This window comes from Sphingomonas sp. LC-1, assembly GCF_025371035.1.
Taxonomy (GTDB): domain Bacteria; phylum Pseudomonadota; class Alphaproteobacteria; order Sphingomonadales; family Sphingomonadaceae; genus Sphingomonas; species Sphingomonas sanguinis_E.
The window spans coordinates 1-13,268 of the sequence record NZ_JANZXB010000018.1 but is presented as its reverse complement, the minus strand read 5'-3'; the positions used below and the strand labels follow the sequence as shown (position 1 = coordinate 13,268).

Genomic DNA, 13,268 nt, shown 5'->3' with positions numbered 1-13,268 from the left:
GGCTCCTCAACGTCCCGATCGCGTTCACCAAACGCGCCCGTGGGAAGCCCGCGGCTTTCCCGTTTCTCCGTCGTCACCTAACAGTTTCGGGAAAATGCAGTCGGGAACAGATTTCGGGAAAGCGGACCCCGCAGACACCCCTTGGCGCGGCCGGCGCAATCGGATTCCCGTTACTGGTTCCCGATCAGGAAGGCTTCGCTAACGCTTACGCGGCCGGCTGAGCCGATGCACGCGCCGGGAAAGGTAGTCTCGCCATCAGCGAGACGATTGCAGCTGCATACTTGCCATCGGGATCAAGGTCTGGGTCAAACACCGATACGGTCATGCCTCGGCATCGAGCATCAGCGACAAGCGGATGCAGGATCGCAACCAAGTCATCCGGCGATATGCCGGGGCTCCCAGGGCAATCGACCGCAGGCATGATAGTTTCGTCCAGCACATCCACGTCGAGGTGAATCCAGAACCCTTGATCCGGCTTAGCCGCCAGCATGGTGGCGATGCGCGCAGCAACGCCTTCCACCCCAATGGCGGCTGCCTCAAATACGTCGATTGTATCAATGGCGGTATGTTGCACGTCGGGCCACGCGAAGTCCGCATCTTGGCTCTCGCGCTCACCAAGCTGGATCACGTCGCCATCTGTTACGAGCGCGCCTTCGATACCCGGCCATTCTGTTCCCAGCGGCTCACCACGCCCCGTTACCAAAGCAAGGTCCATACCCGCCGCAGCACCCAAAATTCTGATCGAAGTCGTAGTTTCCCGGATGCCGGAAGTCGCTATGGCCATCGATGTGGACCAAAGCGATTGGCCCCTCGCGGCGCGCGCCAGCGAGCGCCCCCATGAGTATCGAGCAGTCGCCACCGATGACGAGGGCGAACTCGCGTCTACGCCGTACATCGCGGACGGCATCAGCCAGCAATAAATTGAAGTCCCGCATGGTGCGACCATTGCGTATGCGCGTCCGTTCTTGCGGCTCCGTCGAGTAGGTCGGACGCGGCAAACTCGTAACGAGCGGCGCGCCGATCGCGTCTAGCAGCCCCGCCTCAAGGAGAGCCGCAGGTGCCCGCCATGTGCCGGGCTCGTGGTTGAGGTGCAGTGGCCGAAGGCCGAGGTTCGATGGAGCGGTGATAACGTGCATTGCGCGACGCTAGGTTGAACCAGATCACTCAGCAATATTGGCGCGACGCGGCCGATTCTCGAAATACCATCCGAAACGAGACGGTGCCGACCGTCTCGTTGGTCGTTCCCAATCGGGAAAAGCTGGTTAGCACAGATGGGGGGCATCCGACGCCGATCATTCGGCGTAGCCGCTGCTGGCTCTGGACGTACGGAGATCGCCTACCCATGTTCCTCTCCGAAAGGGGAAGATCATGGTCAGCACTTCAAACGATGGCATTATATCCGAATACCTAATCAAGTATGGGGCGATTAAAGCGAGCGAGCGTGAGCGCCCTACCGACTTGCTTGAAACGCTCTATATGTCCGAGCGCTATCAAGCCGGTGACGATCTTAAAGCGGCTCGTGCCAATTACGACCATTCTGTTTGGAACGACGTACCAGCGTCGGAAGTCGACCGCCGATTAGCTGCGCTGGAGGTTTTCATGAGTGATCTTGCCCGTAATCGTGCTGCAATGTGGGGCCTTAACTGACATCAAAATCGCGGCCGCTTAAGGGCGTCGCCCGGCTAGCGGCCAGTTTCCTATCGGGCCAGACATTCTCTTTTCTCGATCCTTTTTCGGAAAGCGGGCAGGGTTGAGGGCCCAGCGCCTCCACGCAGCCAACATGAACGGATGGCAGGAGATGGGGAGCTAAAACGAGGCCGCGAACGGCCGCAACTGGGTCAAACTGTCACGACGTGAATCAATCGGCCTGAGCAAGTTGCCCCTGACGAATTTGGCACCAGCGGCATGGTCCAATCCCGAATAGTGGGCGGGCTCAAGGGCCCGCCTCACATTCATTAAGACAGCGGCGGTTGCCCGTTTGACGCGGTCAGGCCGCCATCGACCGGCAGATTTACGCCCGTCACGAAATGCGCATCCTCGCTCGCCAGGAACGCGATTACCCCAGAGATGTCGGCGGGCTCGGCGCCGCGGCCTAACGGGATGCGCTCTTCGAACTTGGCGATCAACTCAGGCTGTTCCTTCATCCCCGCGGTCAGCGCCGTGTAGGTGAGTGACGGGTTGACCGCGTTGACGCGGACGCCATGCTTCGCCTCGTCCATCGCCAGAGCTCGAGTAAAGTTGCTCACCGCGCCCTTTGCGGCGCAGTAGAAACTATGGTTCCAGTCGCCGCCCAGCCCGGACACCGACGAGACGTTGACGATGCACCCCTTAGACTGGCGCAGATGGGAGATAGCCGCGCGGCTCATGTGCACGACGCCGTACAGGTCGGTCTCGATCACTCTGGTAAATTCGGCGAAGTCGCCCTCGTCCACCTTGCCCAGATGATCGACGCCGGCGTCGTTGACCAGCACGTCGATCCGGCCGAAGCGATCGATCGCAGCCTGGACGAGCGCCTCGCATGCAGCGCGGTCGGACACGTCGGTCTCGTGGGTTTCGACTGTGCCGTGCAGTTCGCCCGCCAGCTTGTCGAGCCCGGCCTTGTCGATGTCGCCTAACACCAGCGTTGCGCCTTCCTCGGCGAAGCGGCGCGCGGCGCCTTCACCGATCCCCGAGGCGGCCCCCGTGATGACAATGACCTTGTTGGAAAAGCGCGCCATCACGCGTTCTCCGCCTGAACGTAGTACTTGCCTTCGAACTTCATGATTGTCCTCTCACTATCGGCAGCGCTGGCGTTCAGCTCAGGCTGGAATGTCCTGGATGTTATGGGTGTTGGCGGCCGCGATGCCGTTCTCTCGGTGGCGGAAGTCGCTGAGCGCCTGGTAGACCTGCATGCGCGCGCGCATCACGCCGCCCAGCGGGCGATGTGCCTCAAGGCTATGGGCCGGGCGGAACGTCATAACCTCGTCGAAGTAGCGGACGCGGTAGGGACCATAGGCCGACTGCCGCGGCAGTCGGATCGTGGCGACGGTACGATATGGGCTTTCGCTTGTCGGCCAATCGACGGAGGTATCCTCGATCGGCTGCGTCTCGGCATCGGTCCATAGCTGCGCCCGAAGCTCGAACACCGCATCCTTGCCCTCGAAGTACTCGACCGCGGCATGGCGGAAGCCATCCTCATCCTGATGCGGGTCGAGCTGCCAATCGGCGAGCGCCCGTTGCTCGGCTGCGACGGGGAAAGCCCCGATTTTGGCCACATGATCCCCGAAGCGCACCGGGCACTGGCTGAAATATTCCTCGACCAGCGGGTGGCTGAAGGGGTGGCCATAAAAGTCCAGTGTCGGGCTCGGACCCGCACCGACGGCGTTCAGCACCTTGTTGATGTTGCGAGCGACAGAGGCGGCCGCACTCTTCACCCCTTCGGGCATGGGCACCGTCAAGCCAATCTTCTTGGCTTGCGAGAGGAAGCCCGCAGCGGTGCCCGCCGGGAAGGTCGTGCCGCTGGCGAGGACGAAGTCCTGCGTCGGCGCGTCATGGCCGGGCAGCTTCGTGCCCTCGACACCGAACACCTTGATCGACATGCCGCGATGGGTCGAGACGCGGTCGCCGAGCTTCTCACCGGGTCCTTGCGCAAAACGGACGGCAACATCGAATGTGCGCGGCTCCGCGAACAGGCCCTGAGCGAGTTCGGGTGGCAGCCCGGGCGCGACGATGAGCTTGCCGATCACGCAAGCCGTGCTCTTGGCGTGGCTCGCCCGTACCGCATGCCCGTCGCGCTTCTCGACGGTCTGGCTCTCCTGGGTCATGCCCTGGATGATGCCGTCGATGCTCTCCTGTTCGTCGGTCTCCGGTGTTTCGATGTTGGGCGAATAGCGTAGATAGGTCATGGGATGTCCGATCACTTGGCGGGCGCGAAGGAGAACAGCTGCGTCTTGATCGACGGCGGTGCGCCGGGCGTGAACCAGTTGGTGTCCTGGATATGGCTGGCGGTGACGTACATCGTCCCGTCGCGCCCTTCGGAGAAGGTGTCGGGCCAGCGCAGGCGGCGGTCGGTCAGCACCGTCTCGACGGTCGCGCCGTTCAGCCGCTTGATCGCATAATCGGTCGGCGAGGTCAGGTAGAGGACGCCCGCCTTGCTCATCCACAGGCCGTCGGCAACGTGGGTCTGCGCGACCGTCTTCACCGCTGCCGCCCGGTCGGCCTCGCTGACGTCCGACCGCAGCTTGGCGGTGTCGATCGAATACAGCGTCTTGCCGGTCAGCGCCTGATAGTAGAGCGTCTTGCCGTCTTTGGAGATCGCGATGCCATCGGCGGCGAAGGCAGGCTGGCGGCCATCGGGGCGGACGAGCGGCTTGCCGTCGAGCGTGACCTTCACCGTCTTGTTGATCTGCGTCGAGGGGTGCCCGTCAAGCGCACGGTGGCTCTTGCCGCTCTCCAGGTCGACGACGATGATCGCGCCGCGCGTGCCGCTGTCGGTGATGTAGCCGGTCTTGCCGTCGGGCGAGAAGCGGATGTCGTTGAGGTAGGTGCCCTGCAACGCCACGTCGCCGGGAACCAGGATCGTCTTCGTCACCCTGTTCGATGCCAGATCGATGCGGACGAGTTTCGGGGCGCCTTCGAGGATCTTCTCGTTGCCCGGCGCGCCGGGATCCAGCACCCAGAGGTTGCCATGGCCATCGGGGACGATCGACTGCACGCAGACGAAATAGTCGCCGACCGGCAGTTCGTTGGCACGGGCATTGCGCCAGCTGTTCCACTTGGCGTCGGGATAGGGACGCAAGCTGCCGTCCTTCATCACCTCGGCAACCGAGATGGGCGCGTCGTCGGTCCAGCGGGGGAAATTGACGAAGCGCCGGCCATCCTCGGTCACGGCGACGCCGGTCGCCTGATGATCGAACTGCGCCACCTGGGTCAGCTGTGCGCTGCGCCCCTGAGCGTGGGCAACGCCGGCTGCAGCAGCGGCAACCAGGCCGATGGCGGCGATTCCGGCGGCATAAGGTGCGGCTTTTTTCATGGTCAGGCTCCTGTCGATCGTATCGGTGAACGCGGCGGGGTCGCCGGCGAAGAGGGAAAGGAGGTGGCGCACCACCGCATGCGGGTTCTCGCGTTGCGGGAAATGGCCGACCCCGGTCATGGTGATGCGCGCGAACGGCCCAGCGAATTTTGCTGGCACGTGCTGCGCGGTCGAGGGCGGATTCACGCCGTCGGCATCGCCGTGGATGTATAGCGTCGGCAGAGACAAGGTCGTGGTCGCCTTGACCTTGTCCTCCAGCCAGGCGCTTCGTGGATCAGGTTCCGCTTCGCCCCAGCGCGCGCGATAGCTGTGGAGCGTCACGTCGACCCAGTCGGGATTGTCGAACGACCGGGCGACACGGTTAAACGTCACCTCGTCGAACCATCCCGGTGGCGACCAGTTGACCCAATGCAGATGGGTGAACCCGCGCCGGTCTGCGCGTACCGCTTCCGCCCCGCGGCCCGTCGCCATGAACCAGTGATACCATTGCCGCTGGGTCTGCTGGAACGGCGGCGTCGCCATGCCGCCGAGCCGGGGCGGGGTCGACAGCATCGCCATCCGCTCCACCCGCTCTGGCCAGCCGACCGCGAGCGCTTCGACGGTGTTCGACCCCCAATCGTGCCCGGCAACCATGAAGCGGTCGACGCCGAGCGCGTCGAGCAGCGCGATCATGTCGATCGCGAGCATCGCGCTGTTGCCGGTCCGCAGGGCATCGTCGTTGAGGAAGCGCGTAGCGCCGAACCCACGCAACGTCGGGACGATGACGCGGAACCCTTCCGCGGCCAGTGCGGGCGCCACCTCATCCCATGTCGACGCATCATCCGGCCAGCCATGGATCAGGAGCAACGGCTGCCCCGCCTCCGTGCCGTAAAGCGACACCTCCATGTTCAGGTCGCCAGTGGTAATCATCGGCATTCGTCAGCCTCCTGGCGGTGCAACCTTTTACGTGCGGTGGTGGAATCGGCCGCTCCATCAAAGCTTTGGATTCACCAACAGGACCACGGTCAGAACGACCAGCGCCCCGTTAATCTCCGCGCCGGCCGGCCAACGTTCAGCGTTGAAGGACCGCGCGCCACCTTCGCCGGTCAGGCACGACCGCCCGCAGGCTCGTGGTAGGGGCAGCCGTTCACGCGAGCCCGGAAGTCGGCGGAGTGGCGGTAGGTCTCGTTGCGTGCCCGGTTGATGTTCCCGAGCGGCCGGTGTGCGGCGAGCCCGGTCCAGATCGAGAAGCGCATCTCCTCGTTGATCTGCTGGATTTTGTCCTCGGTCAGGCTGTCCTGCCTGGCCGCTCGGATGGTCGCCACGGCCTGGAAGGGCGCATCGTCCTGCTTCCACTCGACGGTCGGATCTTCGACAGGTTGCTCCTCCAGGTCGCGACAAAGCTGGACCCGCACCTCCCATTCCATCTCCAGCACCTGGGCCTCTGACCGGATGACGTCGCGCAGCCCATCGGGGCGGGTGCTGGCATCGATCGTCGTACCCGTCTGATCGGTGATATCCTTCGACACCGGGAAGACAGCGAACTTGGCGATATAGTCGCCATAGCGGAACGGCGTAACGCTGAAGTAGGTCTCGCCAAGGGGATCGGAATTGGGTGCGCCGCCGAGCGTCTGCACCTTCGGGCTCTCGATACCGACCGCGCTCAGTACAGTGTTCACGCCGCGAAGCACCTTCGACATCGCCTCCTTGGTACCCTCGAGCTTGTCGGTGGTGCCTGCCAGGAGCTTGAGGTTGCCCAGGAACTGATCGGCGGTCTTGTTCTGGAAGACCGGACCGTTGACCATGACGAAGTCCTGCGTCCGTCCATGGGCACCGGGCAGGCGTTCGCCCTCGACGTCCATCACCTTCAGCGCCAGACCGCGCGGCAGGCTGATGGTGTCGGGCAAAATGTCGCCCGCGTTGGTCGAGAAGCGCATGACGACCTTGCGCGCGCTCGGGGTGGCGAACAGGCCTTGGGCCAGCTCGGGGGGAAGGCCGTCATGGACGGTCAGCAATCCCTCGAGAAAGCCGTGCGCCTTGGCATGGACCGAACGGACCGCGTGACCGTAATCCTCCGCTGTCGTCTCGAGGATCTTGTCGAACGTCTCGTTGAGCTTCGTGATCGTCTTGGCTTCGTCGGGTTTCACATCCTCGACGTCGGGAGAATAGCGGACGGGGTTCTGGGTCATGGTCTTTTGTCCTCTCCGGCACGGAGGCGGCGGCTAGGTGCCGCCGCCGTTACGCTCAGCGGCGGGCTGCAGGCGCTTCGAACGCCGTCTTCAGCCGTGCGACCGCGAGATCATTCGCCTGCTTGGCGCCGTTCACGACCTTGGCCATGCCGAAGAACTCATGGGTCACGCCCGGGAAGGTCTTCTGCTCGACCTTGTCGCCGGCCGCTCGCATCGCGGCCGCCAGCGTCTCGCCATCCGAGCGCAGCGGATCGATCTGCGCGTTGATGATCGTCGTCGGCGGCAGACCACGCAGGTTCGCCGCGACCAGGTTCAGGCGCGGATCCTGCGCATCGGCCTTGCTCGTCTGGTAGTAATAGCCGAACCACGGCAGCATCGCGGCATTCAGCGGCTTCGCGTTCGCCGAGTCCTTACGCGACGGCAGCGTCATGCTGCTGTTCGCAATCGGATAGACCGAGACGATGTGCCGCGGCAGCGTCAGGCCGTTGTCGCGCGCGTAGATCGCGGTCGCGACCGCAAGATTGCCGCCGGCGCTCTCGCCGACCGTGGCGATCCGTGTGGGGTCGCCGCCCCAGCTCACCGCATTCTGCAGCGTCCAGCGATAGGCAGCGGCCGCATCATTATGCTGCGCCGGGAACTTGAACTCGGGTGCGTGACGGTACTCGACTGAGACGACGATCGCATTGAGCGCCTTGGCCATGGCCCGCGGCGCGGCATCGTAGGTATCGACGTCGGCGATGACCCAGCCGCCGCCGTGATAGTAGACGATGACCGGCATCGGCTTGCCACCTGCGGGCGCACCGGCCGGCTTGTAGATGCGTGCGAACTGCTTGGGGTCGCTGCCGTATGGCAGGTCCTGCGTCGTGACCGAAGGATCAGGCGCGGTCGACAAACCCTTCTTCTGCATCGCCGCCTTGGCGCCGTCCGCGGCCGAGGGCTGCATACGAGCTTCCGCAGCCGTGAGCGTCTCGATCGGCTTGCCGCCGAGCGACGCGAGCGCGTCCAGGACCGACTGCATGTCGGGTGCGGCCTTTGGGGGCTGCACGGATGTCGCGGGCGGCGGTGGCGGGGGAGGGGCGGTAATCGAGCGGGCTGACTGAGCCAGAGCTGGAACGCCTGCGATCGCGGTCGACGCAGCGATCAGCATGGAAATGGTTCTGCGCAAATATCCCTCCTGTAACTATCCGTTTCACAACCATCGGGCGACCTTCAGCGTTTCGGTACGAAAGTAGACCCAAGCGTTTGGGCAGTGAGGTTGGGCAGTATGGGCGGCGGCATGGATGATCGGGCTTCAACGGCGGATGGTACGCACAGGCCAAATGCACTGCCGTGTGAGGCGAATGCACTGTTGCGTCTTTTGGACGACGCTGACCGTGCCGCCCTTGCGCCGCATCTGGAACTGGTGCCGTTCCACAACGGCGACATGATTGCGCGCGCCGGCGATGCGGCTGACAGCATCTGCTTCCCGTTGACCGGGATCGCCGCGATACTCGACTCGCTCGAGGGCGACCGCCGCTACGCGGTCGCGCTGGTCGGGAGTGAGGGATTCATCGGCTGGCAGCAACTGCTCGGCAACGGGCGCTGGTCGCATGACGTGGTCATGAGGGCTGAACACGGCACGGCGATGCGGCTGTCGGCTGCGGTGTTGCACGGGATACTCGCCGAACGTCCCACGATCCGAACCGTCCTGCTCCGTTTCGTCGACGTGGTCATGACCCAGATGTCCAAGACGATCGTTTCGTCGCTCGCGCATTCGATTGAACGGCGGATGGCGCGATGGATTCTCCTCTACCACGACCGAGTACGCGAGGACGACATCTGCATGACGCATGAGGAGTTCAGGCTAATGCTCGGCGTCCGTCGCAGCAGCGTGACCGACGCACTCCACAAGCTTGAAGAGGATGAGGCTGTCCGCTCCGTACGCGGGCGCGTCATCGTGCGTGATAGGGAGCGGCTGCTGCGGCTTGCTGGCGACACCTACGGTTTCGCTGAGGCGGAATATCGGCGCCTATTCGGCCTTTGATCCTATTGGTTTGTAGACGATGGCGCCTGGGGCGACCTCAGTGGCTGCCTGCACAGTCCGCAAAGCCATCGGTTCACCCTCAAAATTGGACGAGCAGTAGAGATTGAGATGAACGAATGACCGCAGCTGGGAAGCGATAAATATGTCGCGAATGGCCGGGATTGGGTCATCCTAGGCCGCGACCGCCGGCTGCAGATGACGACTTATTCCGGCTCACCGGAAAGTAATAAAACCAAGAGGTATCAGGAAACCGAGTCTGCCTTTCCTGTTCCTCCGGCCTTCCCAACTGCGCCGCGGTTTCATTTTATCGAGACGCTTGCGGGAAGGCGGCGAGCTTTGAAATATCGGCGGGATCGTGCTGCACTATGATCGTAGCGCGGAGGGTTGATGCAAGCTCCTGCAACCGATTCATTGACGCCAAGCTGTCGGCGCGTTCCGTGTTCCAAGTCGGCACAGCCGACAACGGCCATTGCGCTTCCAGGTGGGCGACGTCGCCGCTCAGGAGCAGGGGACCGGTCTTGAGCAGGCGTACCAACAGTGCCGCGGAGCCGGGTGTATGTCCTGGCGTGGCGAGGATGATCACTGAGCTGTCACCGAATACATCGCGGTCTCCTTCGATCGGATCGACTTTGCCTTTCCCATTTAGCAAAGGCGCGAGGAGGGCTGGGTCTGCACCGAAAGGCACCTTCTTGGAATGCAACGCAGTCCAGTCAGAAGCTCCGATCATCAACGTGGCATTGGGGAATGTCGCCGCCTGTCCCGCATGGTCAAAATGGTAGTGGCTTAGCGCCAGCCGGGTAATATCAGACGGGCGAATGCCGAGGCGAGCAAGCTGGGTGGGAAGGTCAACCGCTAAGGAAGGGCTGATCGGCTGTTGATCGATGGGCTTGCCGAGCAGCGAGGTTGGCAGGCCCGCATCCCACAGCATCAACTCCTTGCCGTGGCGGATTAGATAGCAGCCGACGCTCAAGCGACGCGATTGGCCGTCATAGATCCCGGTATCGGATAACGGCGAGGCGTCATTCATCACGATCTGACCGCAATCCAGGCGCCAGATCATCACCTCGGCCTTGGGCGCTGCGGCTTGAACGCCCGCGCTCACGATAAGGGACAGGCACCCCGCTACGAAACGGGACAACAGCGAGACAGGCATGGCGTTCTCCTCGGATGGGATGTGACGATGCCCGGACATCGACGAGCCTATGCGCCCCCTATGCTCGTGTTTGCGCCCGAAACGCTCACTGCGCCCTTGCCGGGCATGAGCGATCGGGCGATTGTCGCGCCATGACGATCATTGCCTACGATCAGAATGGGTTGCGCGCATCGCTGTTGAGCCGCCTGGCTGGCCTTCGTGCACCGGCAGGCGTGCATGGCACTGTTGCTCATGGTGGGGACAGCGGCGTTCGCATCTTCGGCTATTGCATCCAAGAGCGCGAACGCATCGCCCGGAGTCGGATGGAACATCCGGCGGTCGTGGTTGTGTTAAGCGGCACCAAGGAAGTCTGGCGCGGCGATGTGGCGCAGACATTCGCCGCAGGTGTTCCGTTCGTCATCCCGGCCGGCATGGATTTCGATCTGGTGAACAATCCTGATCCTGCATCCGGCCGATATGAATCGATCTGCATCACAGTCGATGACGTTCTTCGCCGGACGTTACGCAGCCACCTGCGCCTCCCGGTGCCCGGTGCCATTCCCAATCGGCTCGACATTGGCCTGACGCCAGCGCTCGTCGAGGCATATGGCCATGCCGCCAGTGCGTTGACGGGGATGGATGTTTCGGTCGCCGCAACTCTGGCGCGCTACCGCGTCCTGGAAATCCTGCTGTTGCTGGCGGAGACGCCTGTCGGCGGGATGCTGACGGCCGTCGGCCGGAGAGAACAGGTCGAAGCGGTCATCTTGGCCGATCCGGGGCGGGCATGGCAGGTCGGCGAGGTCGCGGCCGAGCTTGGCATTGGAGCGTCCACCCTTCGCCGCCAGTTGGGCAGATCGGGAACTTCGTTCCGGGAGGTGTCGCTGTCCGTCCGCATGGCAACGGCGGGCGCGCTTCTGGGATCGTCCGGCTATTCCGTGATGCAGGCGGCTCAGGCAGCCGGCTACGCCTCACGATCCCATTTTGCCCGCCGTGTGCGGGCCGTCCATGGCAAGACGCCCCGGCAGTTGAAAGCAGCGGTTTAGAGCCAGCGCCATTCCGAAATCTTGATCTCTTGCGAGACGACCATAGTCGTTGCCGATCAGGATTCACGGCGAGGAAATTGACCATCGACGCAGATGGGCGGTGAAACCGGTCAAGGCTGGATCGACCACCTCTTCGCGTAGCTCCATGGAAGGAATGGCGTAATCGCCCCCGTTCTGTCGACGGTAGGGTATGGGTTCGCTGGTGAATAGCGTCCTCATCCGATCGCGGAGGCGATCCGACGTGGCGCGGAACCCGTCCTCGCTCAGGCGATCTGCTTGATACACGACGAAGGGCGGTAGGACGTCATAGCCGGGGTAGAACAGTACCCCGTGATTGATGGGGAGGAGCAGATCATTGATCGGCCCGTTGATACCGCGCGGGCCATAATGCGGCTCCCATCCTCCGGCCGTGACCAACAGCATGGCGCGCTTGCCCGCCAGCCTGCCTTCGCCATAGCGGTCGCCCCAACGCCGGTCGCTATGCTCGCCGACACCATAGGCGAAGCCATAGGAATAGACCCGGTCGATCCAGCCTTTCAGGATCGCAGGCATCGAGAACCACCATAGCGGAAAGGCCAGGATCAACGCATCAGCCCAGAGGAGTTTGTCCTGTTCTGCGACCACATCAGCCGTGAGTGCACCGCTAGAGAAGGCATCGCCTGAAGCCGCCGGCACGCGCAGTCGTTGGTCCGGGGCGAGGGTCGGGAAGTCGTCGCCGTCGACGATGGCCTTCCAGTTCATGGCATACAGGTCGCTGACCTGCACCTCGTGCCCATCGGCGCGAAGCTGGGCGATGGCCGTGTCACGCAAGGCGTTGGTCAGCGATGCAGGCTCAGGGTGGGCGGATACGATCAAAATCTTCATGGGATGACGCTCTCAAGGGGACGATCATCCTCAACTAGGCGCTTGGGCTTTCATGCTGTAGCCGGGAGGAACGGATAGGATATTTCCGAATGGCGGATAGATCGGGCGTTACTCTCGAACGGATGCGAAGCTTTGTCCGGGTTGCCGAGCGCGGCAGCCTATCGGCCGTGGCGCGCGAGCAGGGCGTCGGACAATCGACGATCACCCGCCATGTCGCGGAGTTGGAGCAGGCGCTGGGCGTTTCGCTGCTGAGCCGCACAACCCGGCGCGTCACGCTGACCGAGGAGGGCAGGCGCTATCATGACGAAGCGCGCACCATCCTCCGGCTCGTAGATGAGGCGACCAACGAGGCTCGCAATGCAGGCGGCGAGCCGATGGGCAAGGTTCGGCTGTCCTGCACCGGTGCGCTTGGTGTGCGTCATGTGATGCGGGGACTGTTCGATCTTCAGGATCGCTATCCGGGAATTGCCGTCGATCTCAGCTTGTCGGATGAGCGGATCGACCTCGTGCGGGACGCCGTCGACGTCGCGGTGCGCCTCGGACCGCTGGGCGACAGCGCCCTGCAGCGCAGGCATATCGGCGTTTCACGCCGTATCCTTGTGGCGTCACGCGGCTATCTCGCCGGTTCCGGACGCCCGGAAACGCCCGAGGATCTCAGCCGACACGCGGCGATCCGGATGGGCAACATCGCGGGGAGTGAAATGCTTGCGCTGTATGATGCGAATGGCAAGGTGCAGCGGGCGTCGTTCAGTGGACGGCTCGTGGTCGATCACGGCCTGGCCGCGCGGGAAGCGCTGATCGCCGGCAGGGGGATAGCGGCAGCTCATTTGTGGCTGGTCGACGACCTGCTCTCATCTGGCGAGGTGGAACAGCTATTGCCCGAATATATAGTCGAGCCGGTGAGCAGCCCCCGCCGGGTGGTCCGGGTTGTTAGTTAGTGCATTGTCGTCTCGGCCGCCATTGCCGGGCGTAGGTGGAGCGAAGCGGAACCGGAGGCCGGTAATGGCGGTGTTGCCGCTTCCGGGGC

The 13,268-nt window shown here is 63.4% G+C and carries 14 protein-coding genes; 4 read left to right on the top strand and 10 right to left on the bottom strand.

The genetic code is table 11. The features are described from left to right. Nucleotides 1-205: 205 nt before the first annotated feature. Together NZL82_RS18255 and NZL82_RS19865 are read right to left on the bottom strand one after the other, a co-directional pair. Nucleotides 206-784: an arginase family protein gene (locus NZL82_RS18255; RefSeq protein ID WP_261271172.1), complete on the bottom strand. Its 579-nt coding sequence runs from the start codon at nucleotides 782-784 to the stop codon at nucleotides 206-208. Further along, a complete protein-coding gene (locus NZL82_RS19865) occupies nucleotides 684-1,136 on the bottom strand; it encodes an arginase family protein (protein WP_405051391.1) in 453 nt (150 codons plus the stop codon). Before NZL82_RS19865 ends, NZL82_RS18255 begins: the two co-directional genes overlap by 101 nt. 232 nt (nucleotides 1,137-1,368) lie before the next feature. Between NZL82_RS19865 and NZL82_RS18245 the strand changes: the two genes are divergently transcribed. Further along, nucleotides 1,369-1,647: a hypothetical protein gene (locus NZL82_RS18245; protein ID WP_261271170.1), complete on the top strand. Its 279-nt coding sequence runs from the start codon at nucleotides 1,369-1,371 to the stop codon at nucleotides 1,645-1,647. 308 nt (nucleotides 1,648-1,955) lie between these two features. On the opposite strand, the gene NZL82_RS18240 is transcribed toward NZL82_RS18245, so the two are convergent. From NZL82_RS18240 to NZL82_RS18220, 5 genes are all read right to left on the bottom strand, one after another. Continuing rightward, on the bottom strand, nucleotides 1,956-2,717 hold the full coding sequence (locus NZL82_RS18240) for an SDR family NAD(P)-dependent oxidoreductase (protein WP_261271169.1): 762 nt from the start codon (nucleotides 2,715-2,717) through the stop codon (nucleotides 1,956-1,958). An 81-nt stretch (nucleotides 2,718-2,798) separates the two neighbouring features. Then, a complete protein-coding gene (locus NZL82_RS18235) occupies nucleotides 2,799-3,884 on the bottom strand; it encodes a catalase family protein (RefSeq protein ID WP_261271168.1) in 1,086 nt (361 codons plus the stop codon). Between the two features lie 11 nt (nucleotides 3,885-3,895). After that, nucleotides 3,896-5,926, bottom strand: a complete 2,031-nt coding sequence (locus NZL82_RS18230; RefSeq protein ID WP_261271167.1) for an L-dopachrome tautomerase-related protein — start codon at nucleotides 5,924-5,926, stop codon at nucleotides 3,896-3,898. Between the two features lie 170 nt (nucleotides 5,927-6,096). Further along, a complete protein-coding gene (locus tag NZL82_RS18225) occupies nucleotides 6,097-7,179 on the bottom strand; it encodes a catalase family protein (protein ID WP_261271166.1) in 1,083 nt (360 codons plus the stop codon). Between the two features lie 55 nt (nucleotides 7,180-7,234). Then, nucleotides 7,235-8,197: an alpha/beta hydrolase gene (locus tag NZL82_RS18220; protein WP_261271165.1), complete on the bottom strand. Its 963-nt coding sequence runs from the start codon at nucleotides 8,195-8,197 to the stop codon at nucleotides 7,235-7,237. Between the two features lie 339 nt (nucleotides 8,198-8,536). Here NZL82_RS18220 and NZL82_RS18215 point away from each other — a divergent pair, with 339 nt between their 5' ends. Next, a complete protein-coding gene (locus tag NZL82_RS18215) occupies nucleotides 8,537-9,202 on the top strand; it encodes a Crp/Fnr family transcriptional regulator (RefSeq protein WP_261271164.1) in 666 nt (221 codons plus the stop codon). A 304-nt stretch (nucleotides 9,203-9,506) separates the two neighbouring features. Here the strand turns inward: NZL82_RS18215 and NZL82_RS18210 are convergent, their stop codons facing one another. Beyond that, nucleotides 9,507-10,355, bottom strand: coding sequence for an N-acyl homoserine lactonase family protein (locus NZL82_RS18210; RefSeq protein ID WP_261271163.1), 849 nt, complete (start codon nucleotides 10,353-10,355; stop codon nucleotides 9,507-9,509). Nucleotides 10,356-10,486: 131 nt separating this feature from the next. On the opposite strand from NZL82_RS18210, the gene NZL82_RS18205 reads away from it, so the two are divergent. After that, entirely contained in the window at nucleotides 10,487-11,377 is an 891-nt protein-coding gene (locus NZL82_RS18205; protein WP_261271162.1) for an AraC family transcriptional regulator, read from the top strand. Nucleotides 11,378-11,440: 63 nt separating this feature from the next. Here NZL82_RS18205 and NZL82_RS18200 read toward each other — a convergent pair whose 3' ends face one another. Beyond that, nucleotides 11,441-12,241 (bottom strand): NAD(P)H-dependent oxidoreductase, encoded by an 801-nt coding sequence (locus NZL82_RS18200; protein ID WP_261271161.1) that lies wholly within the window; start codon nucleotides 12,239-12,241, stop codon nucleotides 11,441-11,443. An 89-nt stretch (nucleotides 12,242-12,330) separates the two neighbouring features. Between NZL82_RS18200 and NZL82_RS18195 the strand changes: the two genes are divergently transcribed. Beyond that, on the top strand, nucleotides 12,331-13,179 hold the full coding sequence (locus NZL82_RS18195; RefSeq protein WP_314732903.1) for a LysR family transcriptional regulator: 849 nt from the start codon (nucleotides 12,331-12,333) through the stop codon (nucleotides 13,177-13,179). Here the strand turns inward: NZL82_RS18195 and NZL82_RS18190 are convergent. Next, on the bottom strand, nucleotides 13,176-13,268 hold a 93-nt coding region (locus tag NZL82_RS18190), incomplete at its 5' end, for an integrase catalytic subunit (protein ID WP_242417109.1). The two genes, NZL82_RS18195 and NZL82_RS18190, sit on opposite strands and share 4 nt — an antisense overlap.